General features: G+C 69.9%; 18 protein-coding genes. 15 read left to right on the top strand and 3 right to left on the bottom strand.

Annotated elements, in window-relative coordinates:
- The first annotated feature begins 25 nt into the window (after positions 1 to 25).
- Genes yajC through MK786_RS02460 form a run of 4 tightly spaced genes read left to right on the top strand, consistent with a single transcriptional unit; the run spans position 26 to position 5545 of the window.
- Positions 26 to 469, top strand: coding sequence for a preprotein translocase subunit YajC (gene yajC / locus MK786_RS02475; protein ID WP_241110663.1), 444 nt, complete (start codon positions 26 to 28; stop codon positions 467 to 469).
- Positions 470 to 509: 40 nt separating this feature from the next.
- Positions 510 to 2249: a protein translocase subunit SecD gene (secD, locus tag MK786_RS02470; protein WP_241110662.1), complete on the top strand. Its 1740-nt coding sequence runs from the start codon at positions 510 to 512 to the stop codon at positions 2247 to 2249.
- Positions 2249 to 3241, top strand: a complete 993-nt coding sequence (gene secF, locus MK786_RS02465; RefSeq protein ID WP_241110661.1) for a protein translocase subunit SecF — start codon at positions 2249 to 2251, stop codon at positions 3239 to 3241. The genes secD and secF overlap by 1 nt, the downstream gene beginning before the upstream one ends.
- Before the next feature lie 54 nt (positions 3242 to 3295).
- Complete coding sequence (locus tag MK786_RS02460; RefSeq protein WP_241110660.1) at positions 3296 to 5545, top strand: bifunctional (p)ppGpp synthetase/guanosine-3',5'-bis(diphosphate) 3'-pyrophosphohydrolase; 2250 nt, start codon at positions 3296 to 3298, stop codon at positions 5543 to 5545.
- Here the strand turns inward: MK786_RS02460 and MK786_RS02455 are convergent.
- From MK786_RS02455 to MK786_RS02445, 3 genes are all read right to left on the bottom strand, one after another.
- Complete coding sequence (locus MK786_RS02455) at positions 5532 to 6086, bottom strand: type IV toxin-antitoxin system AbiEi family antitoxin (RefSeq protein WP_241110659.1); 555 nt, start codon at positions 6084 to 6086, stop codon at positions 5532 to 5534. The two genes, MK786_RS02460 and MK786_RS02455, sit on opposite strands and share 14 nt — an antisense overlap.
- Before the next feature lie 84 nt (positions 6087 to 6170).
- Complete coding sequence (locus tag MK786_RS02450; protein WP_308220016.1) at positions 6171 to 7775, bottom strand: DUF349 domain-containing protein; 1605 nt, start codon at positions 7773 to 7775, stop codon at positions 6171 to 6173.
- A gap of 100 nt (positions 7776 to 7875) precedes the next feature.
- Positions 7876 to 8193, bottom strand: a complete 318-nt coding sequence (locus tag MK786_RS02445; RefSeq protein WP_241110658.1) for a dioxygenase — start codon at positions 8191 to 8193, stop codon at positions 7876 to 7878.
- A 166-nt stretch (positions 8194 to 8359) separates the two neighbouring features.
- Here MK786_RS02445 and MK786_RS02440 point away from each other — a divergent pair, with 166 nt between their 5' ends.
- From MK786_RS02440 to MK786_RS02390, 11 genes are all read left to right on the top strand, one after another.
- Positions 8360 to 9661 (top strand): replication-associated recombination protein A, encoded by a 1302-nt coding sequence (locus MK786_RS02440; RefSeq protein ID WP_277397224.1) that lies wholly within the window; start codon positions 8360 to 8362, stop codon positions 9659 to 9661.
- 195 nt (positions 9662 to 9856) lie between these two features.
- Positions 9857 to 10486, top strand: a complete 630-nt coding sequence (gene rpsD, locus MK786_RS02435) for a 30S ribosomal protein S4 (RefSeq protein WP_191766437.1) — start codon at positions 9857 to 9859, stop codon at positions 10484 to 10486.
- Positions 10487 to 10652: 166 nt separating this feature from the next.
- Positions 10653 to 10937 carry an ATPase gene (locus tag MK786_RS02430; RefSeq protein ID WP_241110656.1) on the top strand — a complete coding sequence of 95 codons (285 nt, stop codon included), beginning with the start codon at positions 10653 to 10655 and terminating at the stop codon, positions 10935 to 10937.
- Positions 10938 to 10998: 61 nt separating this feature from the next.
- Positions 10999 to 13656, top strand: a complete 2658-nt coding sequence (gene alaS, locus MK786_RS02425; protein WP_241110655.1) for an alanine--tRNA ligase — start codon at positions 10999 to 11001, stop codon at positions 13654 to 13656.
- Positions 13653 to 14120 (top strand): Holliday junction resolvase RuvX, encoded by a 468-nt coding sequence (ruvX, locus tag MK786_RS02420; RefSeq protein ID WP_241110654.1) that lies wholly within the window; start codon positions 13653 to 13655, stop codon positions 14118 to 14120. Before alaS ends, ruvX begins: the two co-directional genes overlap by 4 nt.
- A gap of 1 nt (position 14121) precedes the next feature.
- A complete protein-coding gene (gene mltG / locus MK786_RS02415) occupies positions 14122 to 15858 on the top strand; it encodes an endolytic transglycosylase MltG (RefSeq protein ID WP_241110653.1) in 1737 nt (578 codons plus the stop codon).
- Positions 15825 to 16697: a shikimate dehydrogenase gene (locus MK786_RS02410; protein WP_241110940.1), complete on the top strand. Its 873-nt coding sequence runs from the start codon at positions 15825 to 15827 to the stop codon at positions 16695 to 16697. Before mltG ends, MK786_RS02410 begins: the two co-directional genes overlap by 34 nt.
- 35 nt (positions 16698 to 16732) lie before the next feature.
- Positions 16733 to 17962 (top strand): chorismate synthase, encoded by a 1230-nt coding sequence (aroC, locus tag MK786_RS02405; RefSeq protein ID WP_241110652.1) that lies wholly within the window; start codon positions 16733 to 16735, stop codon positions 17960 to 17962.
- A complete protein-coding gene (locus MK786_RS02400) occupies positions 17946 to 18491 on the top strand; it encodes a shikimate kinase (RefSeq protein ID WP_241110651.1) in 546 nt (181 codons plus the stop codon). Before aroC ends, MK786_RS02400 begins: the two co-directional genes overlap by 17 nt.
- Positions 18488 to 19564, top strand: a complete 1077-nt coding sequence (aroB, locus tag MK786_RS02395) for a 3-dehydroquinate synthase (RefSeq protein WP_241110650.1) — start codon at positions 18488 to 18490, stop codon at positions 19562 to 19564. Before MK786_RS02400 ends, aroB begins: the two co-directional genes overlap by 4 nt.
- A gap of 101 nt (positions 19565 to 19665) precedes the next feature.
- Positions 19666 to 21237 carry an MFS transporter gene (locus tag MK786_RS02390; RefSeq protein WP_241110649.1) on the top strand — a complete coding sequence of 524 codons (1572 nt, stop codon included), beginning with the start codon at positions 19666 to 19668 and terminating at the stop codon, positions 21235 to 21237.

Below are 21237 nucleotides of genomic sequence, written 5' to 3'. Positions count from 1 at the left end.
GACCCGAAAGGTCACCTCACCTCCAATGAACGAGTTCTTCACCAACTACGGCCTCATCATCCTGCTGGTCGTGCTCCTGGTCTTCATGTTCTGGAGCTCGCGCCGTCGGATGGCGAAGCAGAAGCTCGAACAGGAGGAGCGCGCGCGCAACACCGTGCCCGGTGCCGAGGTGCTGCTGCAGGGCGGGCTCTACGGGACGATCGTGTCGTACGACCCCGAGAACCTCGACCAGCCGGCGGTCGTCGAGATCGCGCCCGGCGTCGACATCAAGGTGCACAGCCAGGCGATCCTCCGCGTCGTCACCGCGACCGTCGAGCAGCCCACCGAGGATGACTTCGTTCCGACGACCTCCCCGGCCGATGACGTCGTCGTCGAGCCGGCGCCTCTCGTGAGCGATGACGTCGCCGACGGCCCCGCGAATGCGGACTCCGACCCGGACTCCGACAGCGGCACCAAGCCCCAGGCCTGACCACCGGCCCTGCGGGGCTGCCTTCCAGAAAGCGGAATCAGTGGCGACTTCCACTCCCGTCCGGCATGCGTGGCGCGCGCTGACCGGTCTCCTCGTCATCACGGCCCTACTTGCCGCGATCAACGCACTCGGTGTCTACGTCTTCCAGCAGAGCTCCTGGACGCCGGAGCTCGCGCTCGACCTTCAGGGCGGCACGCAGATCGTGCTCGAGGCGCAGACCGAGGACGGCGCTGCTCCCTCCGAGGAGCAGATGAACCAGGCGGTCACGATCATCCGCCAGCGCGTCGACGCCTCGGGCGTCGGCGAGGCCGACGTCACGACTCAGGCGGGCAACCAGATCGTCGTGCAGATCCCCGGTCAGGCCGACGAGGAGACGCGCAACCGCATCGAGGCGTCCGCCCAGCTGCAGCTGCGCGCTGTGCTGTACACGGGCTCGCCGGCGACGTCGTTCGTGGGCGAGGACGGCAAGGAGACTCCGTTCCCGACGCCCGAGCCGACGCTGCAGGCCACCCCGACCGCCGAGCCGACGAACGGCAGCGACCTTGCGTGGATCACACCGAAGCTCCAGGCCGAGTTCCAGTCGTACGACTGCGCAGATCCTTCGAACGATCCCGCCAACGCGCCAGCCGACCAGCCGCTCATCACGTGCGACCCCGCCGGCGAGATCAAGTACATCCTCGGACCGGTAGAGCTCGACGGGTCGTCGATCGACGACGCCAACTTCGGCCTCCAGCAGCAGAACGGGCTGTGGGCGGTGAACCTCCGGTTCGACGAGGAGGGCACGCGCATCTTCGGCGATATCAGCCAGCGCCTGTTCGGTGCCGAGCCGCCCGTCAACCAGTTCGCGTTCGTGCTCGACGGGTACGTCCTCTCCGCGCCCTCGATGAACGCGGTGATCCTGGGCGGCGACCCGAGCATCACGGGCAACTTCACGCAGGAGACCTCGAAAGTCCTCGCCGATCAGCTGAAGTACGGCGCCCTGCCGCTGAGCTTCAGCGTCGAGAGCTCGAACTCCATCTCAGCGACGCTCGGTTCGCAGCAACTGCAGATCGGCCTGATCGCCGGTCTCATCGGCCTGGCGCTCGTGGCGATCTACTCGCTGATCGTCTACCGTGCGCTGGGCTTCGTGATCATCGCGTCGCTCGCGGTGATGGCGGTGCTGACCTACCTGACGCTGTGCATCCTCGCCTGGCGGATGGGCTTCCGCCTGTCGCTCGCCGGTGTTGCGGGCCTCATCGTGACGATCGGCTTCACGGCCGACTCCTTCATCGTCTACTTCGAACGGATCAGGGACGAGCTGCGCGACGGCAAGTCGATCACCAGCGCCGTCGAGGACGGCTGGAACCGCGCCAAGCGCACGATCTACATCTCCAAGTCGATCAACATCCTGGCGGCCGTCGTGCTGTACATCCTCGCGGATGCCACGGTGAAGGGCTTCGCGTTCACGCTCGGACTCACGACCGCGATCGACGTCCTGATCTTCATCCTGTTCACCCACCCGGTCATGCAGCTGCTCGCGCGAACCCGGTTCTTCGGCGGCGGCCACCCGCTGTCGGGTCTCGACCCCACCGCGCTCGGCGCCGTCTACCGCGGGCGCGCGCAATTCCGCGAGCCGGTTGCCGCGACGGCCACGACGGCAGCAGGGCGTCGCTCCGTCAAGTCGCGCGGCGAAGCAGTCCGCCGCCAGACCATCGCCGAGCGCAAGCAGGCTGAACTGGCCGCAGCTGCCGCGTCCGATACCTCGAAACCCGGCACGACCGCCAAGGAGGGAGACGACTGATGCGCTCCATGAGCCAGTTCGGCAACGACCTCTACACGGGCAAGACCTCGTTCCCCTTCATCGCTCGTCGTCGCCTGTGGTTCCTCATCGCGGCGATCCTCGTGATCGGCTCCGCGCTGGTGCCGCTGTTCCGTCCCATCCAGTTCTCCATCGAGTTCACCGGCGGCTCCCAGTTCACCGTGAGCGGCGTGAGCACCCCCGTCGACCAGTCCCTGGCCACCGACGCCGTGCACAGCGTCGTCCCCGACGCCACGACGAAGGTGGTCACGATCGGCGACGACGCCGTGCGCGTGCAGACCGATCAGCTCGAGGACGCCGAGAGCCGCGAGGTCGCGACTGCGCTTGCCGACGCCTACGGCGTCCCCGAGAGCGAAGTCAGTGCGTCGTTCATCGGCCCCAGCTGGGGAGCCGACGTCACCCGCCAGTCGCTGTGGGGTCTCGCGATCTTCCTCGCGCTGACCTTCATCATCCTCGCGCTGTACTTCCGGACCTGGAAGATGTCGGTCTCGGCCATCATCGGCCTCGTGGACGTGCTCATCATCACCGTCGGCGTCTACGCGCTCTTCGGGTTCGAGATCTCGCCGGCGGCCGTCATCGGATTCCTGACGATCCTCTCGTATGCGCTGTACGACACCACTGTCGTGTTCGACAAGATCCGGGAGAACACCAGTGAAGACGGTGAGGTGTCGGGTCGCACGTTCGGCGAGTCCGTCAACCTCGCCGTCAACCAAACGCTCGTGCGAAGCATCAACACGACCGTCGTCGCTGTGCTGCCGACGGGAGCGATCCTGTTCATCGGCGCGCTGTGGCTGGGCGCTCAGACGCTCACCGACCTGTCGCTCTCGATCTTCGTCGGAACGATCGTGGCCGCCTACTCGACGATCTTCGTGGCGGCGCCGCTGTACTCGCTGCTGCGCGAAGGCGAGCCGGCGATCAAGGCGCGCGACGAGCGGGTCCTGGCGGCGCGCGAGCTGGCGCGGACGCCGGCCTGACGCGCATCCGCGCGGGCGTAGGATTGTGAGGTCCAGCGGAGGGGAGGGGTTCGGATGACCGAGACCGTCCCTCCCGCCCAGACCTCCTCGCTTCGCCGCCTCGTGCCGCGCATCTTCTCGCGATCCGCCCGGCGCGACGACGTCGAGCAGCTTCTCCGCACGGTGCGCACTCACCACCCCAAGGGCGACCTCTCGATCATCGAGCGCGCGTACGCCGTCGCCGACAAAGCGCACAGCGGGCAGACCCGTCAGAGCGGCGAGCCGTACATCACCCACCCGCTCGCGGTCGCCCAGATCCTGGCCGACCTCGGGCTGGGGCCGAAGGCGATCGCCGCCGCGCTGCTCCACGACACCGTCGAAGACACCGGCTACGCGCTCGATGCGCTCACCGCGGAGTTCGGCGACGAGGTCGCGATGCTCGTCGACGGCGTCACGAAGCTCGACAAGGTCAAGTACGGCGAGAGCGCTCAGGCCGAGACGGTCCGCAAGATGATCGTCGCGATGTCGCGCGACATCCGTGTGCTGCTGATCAAGCTGGCAGACCGCCTTCACAACGCGCGCACCTGGGGCTTCGTTCCACCCGAGAAGGCGCGTAAGAAGGCGACCGAGACCCTCGAGATCTACGCACCCTTGGCGCACCGGCTCGGCATCCAGGCGATCAAGTCCGAGCTCGAGGATCTCTCGTTCGCGGTGCTGCACCCGAAGCTGTACGCGGAGATCGAGAGCCTCGTCAAGCAGCGCACCCCGCAGCGCGAGCAGTACGTGCAGAACGTGATCGATGCCGTCGACACCGACCTGCGCGAGCTGCGCATCCGCGGCCGCGTCATGGGCCGTCCGAAGCAGCTGTACTCGGTGTACCAGAAGATGGTCGTGCGCGGCCGCGAGTTCGACGACATCTACGACCTCATCGGCATCCGCATCCTGGTCGGCAGCGTGCGCGACTGCTACGCGGTCCTCGGTGCGATCCACGCACGCTGGACGCCGCTGCCCGGGCGGTTCAAGGACTACATCGCCACCCCGAAGTTCAACCTCTACCAGTCGCTCCATACGACCGTGATCGGTCCGGGCGGGCGCACCGTCGAGATCCAGATCCGCACCAACGAGATGCACCAGCAGGCCGAGTACGGCGTCGCCGCACACTGGAAGTACAAAGAGCGGATGAACGGCGGCAAGAGCGACACGAAGGCGCTCGACACCGACATGGCATGGCTCGCGCACATCTCCGACTGGCAGGCCGAGACCGCCGATCCCGGTGAGTTCCTCGATTCCCTGCGGTTCGAGATCGGCGCGAAAGAGGTGTACGTCTTCACGCCGAAGGGACGCGTCATCGGGCTCCCGGCGGGCGCGACACCGGTGGACTTCGGCTATGCCGTGCACACCGAGGTGGGCCATCGCACGATGGGCGCCAAGGTCAACGGGCGCCTCGTGCCGCTCGAGTCCGAGCTGAAGAGCGGCGACGTCGTCGAGGTGTTCACGTCGAAGAACCCGGACGCCGGCCCCAGCCAGGACTGGCTCGGCTTCGTCAAGAGCACGCGCGCACGCAACAAGATCCGCGGCTGGTTCACCAAGGAGCGGCGAGAAGAGGCCATCGAGCAGGGCAAGGAGTCCATCGCCCGCGCGATGCGCCGCCAGAACCTGCCGCTGCAGCGGCTGATGAGTCAGGACTCGTTCACCGAGGTCGCCCACCAGCTCCGCTACGAGGACGTCTCGGCGCTGTATGCAGCGGTCGGCGAAGGCCACGTGTCGACGCAGTCCGTGATCGAGAAGGTCACGGCGCTGGTCAGCGCCAACGACACGAGCACGGGTCCGATCGAGCTGCCCGGCGTCGGCCGCCCACGCCAGCCGCGCAACGGTGACAGCGGAATCCTCGTGCGAGGAGCCCCCGACATCCTCGTCAAGCTCGCGAAGTGCTGCACGCCCGTGCCCGGCGACCAGATCATGGGATTCGTCACTCGCGGCAGCGGCGTGTCCGTGCACCGGGCGGACTGCACGAACGTCAAGTCGCTGATGGACGACCCCGAGCGTCTGATCGACGTCGAGTGGGCCCCGACGACCAAGAGCGTCTTCCTCGTGCAGATCCAGGTAGAGGCGCTCGACCGCTCCGGCCTGCTCAGCGATGTGACGCGGGTGCTCAGCGAGCATCACGTCAACATCCTGTCGGCGTCGGTCTCGACATCGAGCAACCGGCTGGCCCTGAGTCGTTTCGTGTTCGAGATGGGTGACATCGTGCACCTCGACCGCGTCCTCAACGCAGTGCGACGGATCGACGCGGTGTACGACGTCTACCGCGTCACATCGTCGTAGCGGCCTCTGCGGCGGCGAGGCCGCGCAGCAGGACGATGGCGGCGCGCTTGTGGGGGAGCGCCCCCGCCTCGAGTCGTGCGATCGCCGCGTCGACCAGGTCGCTCCGGCCCATGGCGAGCAGACGGGCCGCGCGCGTGTGCGCGTCGTCGCCGACCCGGCAGAGATCTTCGAGAGTGCGCACCGGAGTCGTCACGCGCACGCCGCCGACGGTCACGAGGTCGGCAGGATCGACGGCCAGGTCGCGGTAGACGAGGTGGCGACTGGGCACGCGATGCAGCCGCCGCGGCACGGCGCGCTGCACGGTGTGCGGGGAGGGCGGCTTGGAGAGCACTCCGTGCACCCAGGCGGCGGTGAGATGCGTGGCGGCGAGGGTGTCGCCCAGCAGGCCGGTCAGCGAACCGGCGCGCAGAGCCCGCGTCTCGACCGCGTCGGCGGGGATGTAGGCGTCGCCCAGCTCGACCACGTCGCCGTCCAGACGCGCCGCCATGAGCTCGGCGAGCGAGAGACGGTCATCGACGAAATAGAGGAACGGCGAGGCCATAGCGGCAGTGTGCCGCACTGATCAACGCACGCGACACCGTTCCCGCCACGCTGTGGAGAACCTGGCGGGAGACGAGATCGTGGGTCAGCCTCCGACCGCCTTCAGCCACGCCTTGCGAGCGTTGAGCGCGTCCGTCGCGTCGGCGATGGCCTTCTTGTCGCCGGACTGCTTCGCGGCGGCCAGCTCGGCCTCGAGCTTCTCGATCGCGTCGGTCAGCTGACGCGTCATGTCATTCGCGCGCGCCTTGGTCTCGGGATTGTTGCTCTTCCAGTCTGCGTCCTCGCGCGTGCGCAGGGCCTGCTCGATCTTGCGCAGGTCGTCGTCGAGCGAGCGCTCGGCGTCGCGCGGGAAGATGCGCCCTATCTCGTCCCAGCGACGCTGGATTCCGGTGAGCAGCGTGCGTGCCTTGCCGAGGTTGCGCTCATCGGCGACCGCTCCGGCCTCGACGAGGAGCGCGCGCTTGGCCTCGATCTTCTCGCGGGATGCCTCGGCGTCGGCCGCCTCGCGCTCGACGCGTGCTCCGTACAGGGCGTCACCGGCTGCCTTGAAGCGCACCCAGAGGGCGTCGTCGACCTTCTTGCCGGCGCGGCCGGCGGTCTTCCACTGGTCGAGGAGCTCGCGGTAGGCGGGGATGCCGTCCTCGCCCTTCGTGGCGAGCGCTTCAGCCTTCTCGACGAGCTTGGTCTTGCGCTCGCGAACGCCCTTGTGGACCTCGTCGAGCTCGGCGTAGAACTCTCGGCGGTGCTTGTCGACGGTCGAACGCGCGTCGCGGAATCGCTTCCACAGCTGCTGGGCGGTCGACTTCGGAAGGCGGGGGCCGTTCTGCTGCTGCGACTGCCACTGCTCGAACAGCTCGTTCAGCTCGGCGGTCGCCTGCTTCCACTGCACCGTGCGCGGGTCGCGCCCGGCGAGGGCCTCAGCCTTCTCCACCAGCTCGGTGCGAGCGCGGACCGCCTCGTCGACGGCCTCGCGCGCGGCGGCGGCTTCGGACTCGGATGCCGCGGCCAGCGTCTCGGTCAGCGCGGCGACGCGCGCCTCGAGGGCGGCGAGGTCGCCCACGGCTGCGGCGCCGTCGAGCTTGGCCGACACGGCCTTGGCAGCGGTGCGCAGGTCGGAGGCCGACGCGCCGCCCCGGCGCCGGCGCACCTCGAGGAGAGTCACCTCGCTCGCGAGATCGGCGTACTTGCGCTCGAAGTAGGCGAGAGCCTCCTCAGGGGAGCCATCGGGGAACTGCCCCACGACGCGCCATGTGTCACCTTCGCGGACCGACACCGTGCCGTCGTCCTCGACCCGACCCCAGGGCTCGCTCGGCGCGGCGACCTGCGCCGCGACCGTCGCACGCGGGCGCGGCGTCGGCACCGGCGCGGCCGGACGTGCCGGCGCGGGAGTCACGGACGTCTCGGGCGCGGCGGTCTCGCCTTCGGTTGCGTCGTGCGCGGCAACAGAAGCCTCGGCGTCAGGGACCTCCGCCTCCGCAGGCGCTTCGGCCCCCGCTGCCTCAGCAGCCTGAGGCGCTTCGACCTCGGGCGCGCCGGACTCGGCCTCGATGACGGCGTCGTCGCCGTCGGACCGGACGTTCTCGGAGGCCTCCGTCGCGGGGACGTCGGCGTCGACGACCTCGGGCTCGGGCTGGGTGTCCGCGGTCGAGGGACCGGTGGACTCGGGAGTGGACTCTGCTGCAGCAGTCACGGGATGCACCTCATCGCGGCTCGCGCCGCCTGTGGGGGGTTGGACGGCTCCCAAGCCTAGTACGGGGAGCCGTCTGCTCAGATGCCCGGACCGCCGTGTTCTACGGCGTCGGAGTGGGTGTGACGCTCGGGGTGGGCGTGTCCGTCGGCGTCCCCGTCTCGGTGGGGGTGGGCGCGGGAGTCTCGCCGGGGTTCATGCTCTGCGTCGGCTCGGGCGCGGGGGCGCCGGGACCGCTGACGAAGTACGCGGTCTGCGCGGCGAGGACGCCGACGACCAGCAGGCCACCGGCGATGCCTGCGATGAGGTTGTCGCGGGTGCGGCGGCGAGACTGTCCGTTGTGGAACTCCACACGCGCCTGGTACAGCCGTGCACGCTCCCGCGCCTCGCGCGAGCCGCGATCCTTGCCACCGTTAGCCACGGAACCTCCTCCGCTCCGGGTCGGTTCCCGGGCCGGGTTGATCCTATGGCGCCGCTTCACCGGCGGCAAAACTCCCTCCGCGCCCGCCGTCGCAGGCGCGGGCTAGCCTGGGACGGTGACTTCTCCGACCGCGCTCTTCCAGGGGCAGACGCCCCTTGCGGTGCGGATGCGTCCGACCTCGCTCGACGAGGTCGCCGGGCAAGGACATCTCCTTCGTCCCGGATCGCCTCTGGTCACGCTCGCGAATCCCGAGGCGGCGGCCCGCGCGGCCACGTCCGTCATCCTCTGGGGACCGCCCGGGACGGGCAAGACGACGCTCGCGCAGGCGATCGCGCGCTCTTCCGGGCGCCGTTTCGTCGAGCTCTCCGCGGTGACGGCCGGCGTGAAAGACGTCCGCGAGGTGATGCAGGAGGCACTCACGCAGCGCGACCTCTACGGACAGTCGACGATTCTCTTCCTCGACGAGATCCACCGGTTCACGAAGGCGCAGCAGGATGCCCTGCTGCCGGGCGTCGAGAACGGCTGGGTCGTCCTGATCGCCGCCACGACCGAGAATCCCTCGTTCTCGGTCATCTCGCCGTTGCTCTCCCGCTCGCTGCTCCTGACGCTCAAGCCCCTCACCGACGACGACCTGCGCCTGCTCATCGATCGCGCGGTCGCCGACGCCCGGGGTCTTGCCGGGGCGGTGGCGCTGACGGATGAGGCCCGCGATGCGCTGGTGCGCCTGTCGTCCGGCGACGCGCGTCGCGCGCTCACCGCGCTCGAGGCGGCGGCCTCCTTCGCCGAGCCCGCCGACGATGAGGCCGAGACCGCCGACGGCTCCGAGCCGCCGCAGATCACGCCCGAGCACGTCGCGCAGGCGGTCGACCGCGCGCTCCTGCGCTACGACCGTCAGGGCGACGAGCACTACGACGTCATCAGCGCGTTCATCAAATCGATCCGCGGTTCCGACGTCGACGCTGCGATGCATTACCTGGCGCGCATGATCGAGGCGGGGGAGGACCCCCGCTTCATCGCCCGTCGCCTGATCATCTCGGCAGCCGAAGACATCGGACTGGCCGACCCCCAGGCGCTGGGGATCGCGGTCGCCGCCGCCGACGCCGTGCAGCTGATCGGCATGCCCGAAGGGCGCATCCCGCTCGCCGAGGCGACGGCGTACCTCGCCACGACAGCGAAGTCGAACGCCGCCTACCTCGCGATCAACGCCGCGATCGCCGACGTGCGCGCCGGCGGCTTCGGCCGGGTGCCGGTGCATCTGCGCGACGCGCACTACCCGGGCGCGAAGCGCCTCGGTCACGGCAAGGGGTACGTCTACCCGCACGACTCCGAGGTGGGCGTCTCGCCGCAGCAGTACCTTCCCGATGAGCTGCGCGGCCGCCGGTACTACGAGCCCACGAATCACGGCCAGGAGCGCGATGTGCAGGCACGGCTCGAGAAGATCCGGCGCATCCTCGCGGGGGAGCGCTGAGGCGCGGCATCCGCTGGGCTCGTCCCGAGCCGCCGTCTGATAAACTTGACCGGCTCGAAACACAGTTTTCGGGCATCCTCTCTCTTCTTCACCGACCTTCCGGCATGCCCCGGCGTGCATCCGGACAGGGCGAAGAGACCGAGATACGTCCGCGAGCCGTGATCGACATGGCCGCGTCATCGAAAGGAACGCTTCGTGGCAACGAAGTCCCAGGACCGCCGCAAGGTCCGTCTCTCCCGCGCTCTCGGCGTGGCACTCACCCCGAAGGCCGCCCGCTACCTCGAGAAGCGTCCGTACGCTCCCGGTGAGCACGGCCGCACCAAGCGCAAGCAAGACAGCGACTACGCCGTCCGTCTGCGTGAGAAGCAGCGTCTGCGCGAGCAGTACGGCATCCGCGAGAAGCAGATGCGCAACACGTTCAACGAGGCCCGCCGCACCCAGGGTCTGACCGGTGAGAACCTCGTCGAGCTCCTCGAGATGCGTCTCGACGCCCTCGTGCTCCGTTCGGGCTTCGCCCGCACGACCGCACAGGCGCGCCAGCTCGTCGTGCACCGTCACATCCTCGTCGACGGCCAGCTCGTCGACCGCCCGTCGTTCCGCGTGAAGCCGGGTCAGCTCATCCACGTCAAGGCCAAGAGCGAGGGCACCGAGCCCTTCCAGGTCGCAGCCGCCGGCGGCCACGCCGACGTCCTGCCGCCCGTTCCGGGCTACCTCGAGGTCGAGCTCGACAAGCTCCAGGCCCGTCTCGTGCGTCGCCCCAAGCGCGCCGAGGTCCCCGTGGTCTGCGACGTCCAGCTCGTCGTCGAGTACTACGCGGCCCGCTAGGGCCGCGCCAGGAGGCTGCGCGAAGCGCCGCGTCCGAATTCGCACTGCCCGCTAACTCGAGCCGCGAGAATCGCGCGAAGGGCGTCGGGGATTCCCGACGCCCTTCGTCGTTTCCGCCTACGATGGTGGGATGCCGCGCCCCGCGGCTCCGCGAGGAAGTGGTGACATGAAGAACGTGCTGTGGTTCCTGTTCGGCATCGCCGGCGGGTTCGTCGTCGCACACCTCATGAACAAGGACCCGCGAGGACACGAGATCCTCGCCGAGGTCGACGCCCGCATCACGGAGTTCACCGACCGCATCGGCGATGCGTATCGCGAGCAGGAGTCCCGCATCTCGGGCCTGGCCGACGATGTGAAGGATGCCGCAGCCGACGTCGCCGAGACGGCCCGCGCCACGGCGGCCGGCGCCGCCGAAGCCGCAGCCGACACGGCGAACAAGCTCACCGACTGACCCAGCGCGCCGCTGCCCCGTCTCAGGGGAGTGGACCGCGCGTTTTCTGCGAGGAACCCGAATGAAGACCGCCGAGATCGCTCAGCGCTACCTCGACTACTTCGAGAAGAACGGCCACACGATCGTCCCCTCCGCCTCTCTGGTGACGGACGACCCTGCGCTGCTGTTCACGGTCGCCGGCATGGTGCCGTTCATCCCCTACCTGAGCGGCGACGTCCCCGCGCCTTACCCGCGTGCGGCCGACAACCAGAAGTGCATCCGTCTCAACGACATCGAAGAGGTCGGCAAGACGCCGCGCCACGGCACGTTCTTCCAGATGCTCGGCAACTGGTCGTTCGGCGACTACTTCAAAGAGGGCGCCATCCGGTACGCGTGGGATCTGCTGACCTCGTCCGAGGCAGACGGCGGTCTCGGGTTCGACCCGAAGGACCTCTGGGTCACCGTCTACGAAGAGGACGATGAGGCGCACGACCTCTGGCTGGAGCTCACGGACCTGCCCGAAGAGCGCATCCAGCGGCTCGGCAAGGACACGAACTACTGGAGCACCGGTCTGCCCGGCCCTGCCGGACCCTGCTCCGAGATCTTCTTCGACCGCGGTCCCGCGTACGGCGCCGACGGCGGCCCGGCCACCGACGACGACCGCTATGTCGAGATCTGGAATCTCGTCTTCATGCAGTACGAGATCACCAACGTGCGCTCGAAGTACGACTTCGACATCGTCGGCGAGCTGCCGAACAAGAACATCGACACCGGCATGGGCCTGGAGCGCATCGCGTTCATCAAGCAGGGCGTCGACAACATGTACGAGACCGACCAGGTGCGCCCGGTGCTCGACCGTGCCGTCGCCCTCTCGGGTCGCACCTACGGCGCGAACCACGACGACGACGTGCGCTTCCGCGTGGTCGCCGACCACGTGCGCTCGTCGCTCATGCTGATGTCCGACGGTGTGACGCCCTCCAACGACGGGCGCGGCTACATCCTGCGGCGGCTCATGCGCCGCGCGATCCGCTCGATGCGCCAGCTCGGCGTCGAGGGCCCGACGTTCGCCGAGCTCTTCGCCGCATCGCGCGACGCGATGAAGGACGTCTATCCCGAGGTGGAGGCCGACTACGCCCGCATCTCGCAGTACGCGCTGGCTGAGGAGGAGACCTTCCTGCGCACGCTCGCGGCGGGTTCGAGCATCCTCGAGGACTCCGTCGCGCAGACGAAGCGCGACGGCGGCACCGCGCTCACGGGCGCCGAGGCGTTCCTCCTGCACGACACGTACGGGTTCCCGATCGATCTCACCCTGGAGATCGCCGAAGAGGCCGGGCTCACCGTCGACCGCGCGGCGTTCGACACGCTGATGCAGGAGCAGCGCGCGCGGGCGAAGGCCGACGCGCGTTCCCGCAAGCGCCAGCTCGCCGACACCAGCGTCTACCGCGAGTTCCGCGCGAAGGGCGAGACGGTCTTCACGGGCTACACCGATCTCGAGACCGAGTCGCGTGTTCTGGGCATCCTCGTCGACGGCATGGCCGTCGATCGTGCCTCCGCGGGACAGATCGCCGAGGTCATCCTCGCCGAGACGGCCCTCTACGCGGAATCGGGCGGCCAGGTCGCCGACAAGGGCGTCATCGTCGGTCCGGGCTACGAGCTCGAGGTGCTCGACGTGCAGAAGCCCGTCGCGGGACTCATCAGCCACACCGTCGAGGTGACGACCGGTGAGGTCGCCGTCGACCAGCCGGCGACGACGGTGGTGGACGCCGTGAACCGCCGGGCCGCACGGCAGGCCCACTCGGCCACCCACCTCGTGCACGCCGCTCTGCGCGACACGCTCGGCAAGACGGCGACGCAGGCGGGCTCGCTCAACCGCGCCGGCTACATGCGCTTCGACTTCACGTGGGGGCAGTCGCTCTCCGACGAGACCAAGAGCGAGATCGAGGAGATCGCCAACAACGCGGTGCGCGACAACCTCGAGGTGACCACCCGTGTGCTCGCGCTCGACGAGGCCAAGTCGCTCGGCGCCATGGCGCTGTTCGGCGAGAAGTACGGCGACACCGTGCGCATGGTCGACATCGGCGGTCCGTGGTCGCGCGAGCTCTGCGCGGGAACGCACGTGTCGACGAGTGCCGAGGTCGGCCTCATCAGCCTGGTCGGGGAGTCGTCCGTCGGGGCCGCGAACCGCCGCGTGGAGGCGCTCGTCGGTCTCGACGCGTTCCGGTCGCTCGCGGCCGAGCGGGCCATCGTGTCGCAGCTCACCTCGACGCTCAAGACGCCCCGCGACCAGCTCCCTGCGCGCATCGCCGAGCTGACCGCGAGCCTCAAGGCCGCCGAGAAGAAGATCGCCTCCTTCGAGGCCAAGGCCCTCGGCGACCGCATCCCGGCCCTCGCGCGCTCCGCGTCGACGATCGGCGGCCATCTCGTTGTCGCGGAGTCGCTCGGCGCCGCGTCGTCCGCGGACGACGTTCGCTCCCTTGCCCTCCAGGTGCGCGAGCGCCTCGGCGCCCAGCCTGCGGTCGTCGCGCTCGGCGCGGAGATCGGCGGTCGCGCGGTGGTCATCGTCGCCACGAACGACGCCGCACGCGCCGCGGGCGTGAAGGCCGGCGTGCTCGCGAAGACCGCGGCCGGAGTGCTCGGCGGCGGCGGCGGCGGACGCGACGATGTCGCCCAGGGCGGTGGGACGGATGCCTCGGCGCTGTCCGCTGCGCTCACCGCGGTGAAGGACGCGCTCAGCGCGTGAGCGGATTCCGTCGCGGGGTGCGGCTCGGCATCGACGTCGGGAGGGCGCGAGTCGGCGTCGCGCGCTGCGATCCCGACGGGCTGCTCGCCACCCCCGTCGAGACGGTGAAGCGAGACGTCGGCGCTGTGGCGCGCGTCGCAGCGCTGGCGGAGGAGTACTCGGCGGCCGAGATCCTGGTCGGTCTGCCGCTCAATCTGCGCGGCGAGGACACCGCCTCGACTGCCGATGCCCGGGACTTCGCCGCGGCGGTGGCCGCGGCATCCGCTGTGCCGGTGCGGCTCGTCGACGAGCGCCTGTCGACGGTTTCCGCGCATGCCGCACTGCGTGATTCGGGCCGATCCCAGCGTTCGTCTCGTAGCATTGTGGATCAGGTCGCCGCGGTCGTGCTGCTCCAGCAAGCACTCGACGTCGAGAAGAGCACCGGCCGACCACCCGGAACACCCGTCCACCAGGAGCCCGCCTGACATGCCCGAGACCCCGTCTGGAGATCCGTTCGCGGATCTGTTCGGCCAGCTTCCCGACCCTCGGTCGCGCGATTTCCGGCGCTCCGGCGATGACGCCGGCTTCGGCTCACGCGCGGGCGACGGTGGCGAGGAGGACGGGGCACAGGGTCCCGCACGCCCGGCGACCGGAGCGCCGCTGTCGCGCCGCGAGCTGCGTGCGGCAGCCGCCGGCCTGAGCGCGGCGGCGCGTCGTGCGGGCGCGCCGGCCGACGAGTCGCCGGCTCAGACGGCCGTCGACGCGGGGCCGACTGCGGCGATGCCGCGCTCGGCGCAGCGCGAGGCCGTCACCGATGGGTCGGGCGTGCTCGCGCAGCCCCGCGCCTACACGCCCCGCCCCGCCGATCCGGTCGACGACGACTCCTGGATGCTCGCGGGCGACGCCGAGCCCGCGCTGCCGTACAGCCGCACCGGGGCTACCCCGATCGCCCCCGCCTCCTCAGGCTCGCCCGTCGACCCGACCGAGGCGTTCGGGGAACGGGTGACCGCCGCCAGCGCGCGCGCCACCTCGCCTGCGACGCTGGAAGACCTTTTCAGCGGCCACAGCTCGAGCGATGACCTCGGCAGCGTGCCGCCGCCCAAAGACAAGCGCAAGCGGCGCATCGGCGGCTGGATCGCCCTCGGCGTGATCTTGCTGATCATCGGCGGCGTGGCGGGTGGCGCCTGGTACGTCTGGACGACGTACGAGGACAAGGTCCGCGAGGTGATGGGCTGGGAGCTGCCCAAGGACTTCGAGGAGGGCCTCGCGAACGGCGAGGCGTACGTCACCATCAACGAGGGCGACACCGGCATGCCGATCTCGCAGGCGTTGTTCGACGCGGGCGTCACGATGACGCCGAACGCGTTCTACGACTACCTCATCGACACGGGCGAGAACCCGCCGTTCGTCCCAGGCGTCTTCAAACTGCAGCTGCAGATGACGTCGGAGGCGGCGCTGGCGGCGCTGCTCGATCCGGCGAACAAGATGGAGAACACCGCCCAGCTGCGCGAGGGTCTCACCGTCGAGCAGTCCCTGCCGCTCCTGGCCGAGGGCACCGGCCTCCCCGTCGAGGACTTCGTGGCCGCGACAGCCGACGCGTCCGCCTACGGCGTCACGCCCGATCCCGCGGTCGTGGCGGCGGGCGGGCAGCCGCTGGAAGGCTGGCTGTTCCCGGCCACCTACACATTCAACCCCGACGTCACGGCCGAGCAGGTCATCCAGACACTCGTCGACCGCACGGTGCAGTCGCTCGATGCTGCGGGGGTTCCCGAAGAGGATCGTCAGCGCGTGCTGACGGTCGCCTCGATCATCGAGCGCGAAGCACGGTACGAGGCTGACATGCAGAAGGTCGCCACGGTCATCGAGAACCGGCTCGACCCGGACAATCAGGAGACCTTCGGTCTGCTGCAGATGGACTCGACCGCCCAGTACGGCTTCGGCGAGATGCACGACGGGTCGGCGAGCACCTCCGAGGAGGCGCAGTTCGATCCGAACCCGTGGAACACCTACGTCAACGCCGGACTGCCTGTCGGACCGATCTCCAATCCGGGCGACGCGGCGATCTCGGCCGTCATGAATCCGTCGGGCGGCGATTGGATGTACTTCGTGACGGTCAACCTCGACACCGGCGAGACGGTGTTCACGACGAACCTCGGCGATCACAACCGCGCCGTCGCGCAGTGGATCGCCTGGTGCGAGGATCACCCGGACTCCGGGTGCTGAGCTCGAACGCCTCTCGCCTCGAGGTGTGGGGCGACCCGATCGCGCACAGCCGATCGCCCCAGCTCCACACCGCGGCGTACGAGGTGCTCGGGCTGCCGTGGTCGTACGGCCGCCGCCGGGTGGACGACAGCGCGTTCGCGGGGGAGCTCGCCGGCCTCGACGCTTCGTGGCGGGGTCTGTCGTTGACCATGCCGCTCAAGAAGGTCGCCCACGACGCCGCACACGAGCTCGACCGGCGCGCCGAGCTGACCGGCGCCGTCAACACCCTGCTGCTGGCGGGCGGAGCCGCCCGCGGATTCAACACCGACGTCGGAGGGATCGTCCGTGCCCTGGCTGAGGAGGGGATCACCCGCCTCGACGAGGCCCGGATCATCGGCGCCGGAGCGACCGCTACCTCCGGGCTCGTGGCCCTCGCCGAGCTCGGCGCGACACGGATCGACGTCGTCGCCCGGCGACCCGAAGCCGTGGCGCGACTCGCCGATCTCGGTCGCCGACTGGACATCGACGTCACCACGACGCCGTTCGAGGCATCCGCTCTCCCGACCGTTCCCGTGACGATCGCCACGCTCCCCGGAGATGCACCGGTGGCGGATGCCGCGGCCGACGCGTTCGCGGCCGCCGGAGGGCTCCTCTTCGACGTCGTGTACGGGCACTGGCCCACGACGCTGTCCGCGGCATGGCAGCGTGCCGGCACCGCGGCGGTGTCGGGGCTCGGGATGCTGCTGCATCAGGCCGTCCTTCAGGTGAGGATCTTCGCCACCGGCGCCGTCGACACCCCGCTCCCCGACGAGGGCGCCGTCGTCACGGCGATGCGCCGCGCACTCGAGTCCGCCTCCTGACGTAACCGTCCTCCCGCACGTGGGAGACTGGAGCAATGCTCCGCGTGCTCACGGCCGGCGAATCCCACGGCCCCGAACTCGTCGCCATCATGGAGGGCCTCCCTTCGGGCGTCCCCATCTCGAGCGCCGCCATCCAGGCGGACCTCGAGCGTCGCAAGCTCGGCTACGGTCGCGGTTCGCGCATGAAGTTCGAGCAGGACGAGCTGACGATCTCGTCCGGGGTGGTGCACGGCAGGAGCCTGGGGAGCCCGATCGCCCTGCGCATCGGCAACACCGAATGGCCGAAGTGGGTCGAGGTCATGAGCCCCGAGCCCCTCGAACTCACCGAGAAGTCCCGCGGCCGCGGCGCGGCCCTCACGCGGCCCCGTCCGGGTCACGCCGACCTCGTCGGCATGCAGAAGTACGACTTCGACCAGGCCAGGCCGATCCTCGAGCGGGCGAGCGCCCGCGAGACGGCGGCGCGCGTCGCCCTCGGCGCCGTCGCCCGGGCGTTCCTGTCGGAGCTCGGCATCCGCCTCGTGAGCCACACGCTCTCGATCGGTCCCGTCCGCGTGCCCGACGACGCGGCGCTGCCGACTCCTGACGACGTCGCTGCGCTCGATGCCGATCCGCTCCGCTGCTTCGACGCCGCCACGAGCGAACGGATGGTGGCAGAGGTCGATGACGCCCGCAAGGACGGCGACACGCTCGGCGGCATCGTCGAGGTGCTGGCCTACGGGCTTCCTCCGGGACTCGGGTCGCACGTGCACTGGGACCGCCGCCTCGACGGCAAGCTCGCTCAGGCCCTCATGAGCATTCAGGCGATCAAGGGCGTGGAGGTCGGCGACGGCTTCGTCACCACGACGCGCCGCGGCTCGCAGGCGCACGATGAGCTCTTCGCGACGGGCGACGGCATCGCGCGGTCCTCCGACAAGGCAGGCGGCACCGAGGGTGGCATGTCGACCGGCACGGTGCTGCGCGTCCGCGCGGGCATGAAGCCGATCGCCACGGTCCCCAAGGCGCTGCGCACCGTGGATGTCGCGACCGGCGACACCGCGTCGGCCCACCATCAGCGCTCCGACGTGTGCGCCGTGCCCGCCGCGGGCGTCGTCGCGGAGGCGATGGTCGCGATCGTCCTGGCCGATGTGGCGCTCGAGAAGTTCGGCGGCGACAGCGTCGCCGAGACCCGACGCAACCTCGAGGCGTATCTCGCCGCGATCCCCGAGGCGCTCCGCACTGCGGACGCCAGCGATCCCTCGCTCGCACAGCATGACCTCGCCCTCTAGCGCCGTCGTCCTCATCGGCCCGATGGGCGCGGGCAAGACCAGCGTCGGCAAGAAGGTCGCCCGTGCGCTCGAGATGCCGTTCTTCGACACCGACGCCGCGGTGTCGCGCGCGCACGGCCCGATCGAGCGGCTGTTCGCCGAGCGCGGCGAGACGCACTTCCGCGCGCTCGAACGGGAAGCGGTCAAGGAAGGGCTCGCCGGCGGGGGAGTCGTCTCGCTCGGGGGCGGCGCGGTCCTCGACCCCGACACCCGCGCCGACCTCGCGCGGCACCGGGTCGTGCTGCTCACCGTCGCCCCGCGGGTCGTCGCCACGCGGGTGCGCGGCTCGAGCCGTCCGCTGCTCGCCGGCGAGGACCCGCTCGAGCGATGGACCCGCATCTACGAAGAGCGGCGCCCGATCTACGAACAGCTGGCCGACGTGACGTTCGACACGTCGAGCGGCCCGCTGCAGACAGTCGTGGAGCGCATCGTCGACTGGGCTCGCCCTGAGCACGCTGCGCCGTCCACCCACCTCGAGGGAGATTCATGACCGACGCCACGACCATCACGGTGAGCGGCGACGCGAGCTATGCGATCACGGTGGGGCGCGGCGTCCTGCCGATGCTCGGCGATGCCCTGCCTCCCGCTGCCCGCAAGGTGCTCGTGATCCATCCGCCCACCCTCGCTGCACAGGCAGAGGGCCTCCGCGAACTGCTGAAGGGCGATCGGGAGGTGCTCCTCGCCGAGATCCCCGACGCCGAGGCGGGGAAGCGCATCGAGGTGGCCGCGTTCTGCTGGCAGGTCATGGGGAAGGCCGACTTCACACGGACCGACGCGGTGATCGGTTTCGGCGGCGGGGCGGTGACCGACCTCGCCGGGTTCGTCGCGGCCACCTGGCTCCGGGGTGTCGAAGTGGTGCAGGTGCCGACGACGGTGCTGGGCATGGTCGACGCCGCGGTGGGCGGCAAGACCGGAGTGAACACCGCCGAGGGCAAGAACCTCGTCGGCGCGTTCTGGGCGCCCCGTGCCGTGCTGTGCGACCTCGACCTGCTGGACTCGCTCTCGCGCAACGAGCGTGTCGCCGGCTACGCCGAGGTGGTCAAGGCGGGCTTCATCTGGGCTCCCGAGATCCTGGATCTCATCCAGGCCGACCCGGAGGCCGCGACCGACCCACGCAGCGACGCCTTCCGCCGCACGATCGAGCTCGCGATCGACATGAAGGCCCGGGTCGTCGGAGAGGACCTGCGCGAAGCGGGGCTGCGCGAGATCCTGAACTACGGGCACACGCTCGGCCACGCGATCGAGCACGCCGAGCGGTACCGCTGGCGTCACGGCGCCGCGATCTCCGTCGGGATGGTGTTCGCGGCCGAGCTGTCGCGACTGGCAGGGCGACTGCCGGATGCCGCGGCCCAGCGCCATCGCGAGATCCTCGACACCCTCGGCCTGCCCACGTCCTACCGGGCGGGCGCATGGCCGCAGCTGCTCGCGACGATGCAGCGCGACAAGAAGAGCCGTGGCGGGATGCTGCGGTTCATCGTGCTGGACGACATCGCGAAGCCGACGGTGCTGCAGGCGCCCGATGAGTCGCTGCTCTTCGCGGCGTACCAGGAGGTCGCCGGCTAGCGCCCCGCGAAGATCACCCCCGAGGTGGGACCGCCCTTCCGGCAGGATGAGGGCACCGGGTCGTCGCCGCGCCCCGGCACCACATTAGGGAGGCGGTCGTGATGGCCACTGCTTCGACCAGTCCGTCACGTTCGGTGGCGGTGCTCGGCACGCTGATCCTCGTCGCAGCGGTCGCGAATCTGCCGCTGGCGGTGGCGAACGTCGCGCTTCCCGACATCGGCATCGCGTTCGACGCCTCCCAGACCCAGCTCAACCTCGTCGCCATCGGATACTCGCTGGGCCTCGCCGCATCGGTGCTCTGGCTGGGAGCGGTCGGCGATCGCCACGGCCGTCGGATGATGCTCCTGATCGGCGTTCTCCTCTCGCTGCCGGCAGGGATCGTCGCGGCCTTCGCTCCCACGATCGAGGTGCTCATCGCTGCGCGTGTCGTGGGCGGCATCGCGGCGGGCATGGCGTACCCTACGACGCTCGCGCTGATCACCGCACTGTGGTCGGGCGCGGCGCGCACGCGCGCCATCGCCCTGTGGTCGGCCACCGGCGGGGCGATCTCGGCGCTCGGCCCGCTCATCTCGGGCCTGCTCCTGGAGACCTTCTCGTGGGGGTCGGTGTTCCTCGTGACGATCCCGCTGATCGTGGTTGCCGTGCCGCTGGTGCTCAGGTTCATCCCGGCGCACGTGAACGAGGCGACCGAACCGGTGGACAACCTCGGCGGCCTGCTGTCGGCGGTGCTCATCGGGGCGCTGATCGTCGCGATCAACTTCGCGACCGTGCCCGACTCGACCGTGCTGGTGCTGAGCATGACAGGGCTCGCGCTCGTGACCCTCGTCGGCTTCCTCTGGCGGCAGCGCCGCGCGGCGAACCCGCTGTACGACCTCGACGTCGCGAAGCGCCCGGTCTTCTGGGTCGCCGCGGTGGCGGGGATCATCGTGTTCGGCTCGCTGATGGGCGCGATGTTCATCGGACAGCAGTTCCTGCAGAACGTCTTGGGCTACACCACGATCGAGGCGGGCGCCGCCATCCTCCCCGCAGCCCTTTTCATGGTGATCCTCGCCCCGCGCTCGGCGAGGCTGGTCGAGAGCCACGGCGCTCGGTTCACGATGCTCATCGGCTACGTGCCGGTGCTGCTCGGCTTCCTCACGATGCTGCTGCTGTGGCGCGAGGGCGCGAGCTACTGGAGTGTCGCGCTCGGCTATGCGTTCATCGGCGCCGGCGTGGGGCTGGCGGGGACGCCGGCGTCCCGCTCCCTGACGGGGGCCGTGCCGGTGCGGCGTGCGGGCATGGCGTCCGGCACCGCCGACCTGCAGCGCGATCTCGGTGGCGCCATCATGCAGTCGATCTTCGGCGCACTGCTCACGGCGGGGTATGCGTCGTCGATGCTGTCGCAGATCGGTGGCTCGGCAGATGCCTCGCAGATCACCTCCAGCCAGCAGTCCACGCTCACGAAGTCGTTCGCGAGCGCCGAGGCGGCGGCGAAGCAGTACCCGCAGTACGCCGACGCCATCACCCAGGCGGCCAAGGAGTCGTTCCTGCAGGGACAGGACTGGGCGTACCTCGCCGGCATCATCGCCGTGCTCGTCGGAGCGGCACTCGTCTTCTGGTTCTTCCCGAAGGCGGCGCGCGAGCGCGAGCTGCTCGCCCAGTACCACGCCGAGGACTCGGCATCCGGCCGCTGA

This window comes from Microbacterium sp. CFH 31415 (assembly GCF_022538185.1).
Classification (GTDB): domain Bacteria; phylum Actinomycetota; class Actinomycetes; order Actinomycetales; family Microbacteriaceae; genus Microbacterium.
This window is presented reverse-complemented; position numbering and strand designations above follow the sequence as displayed.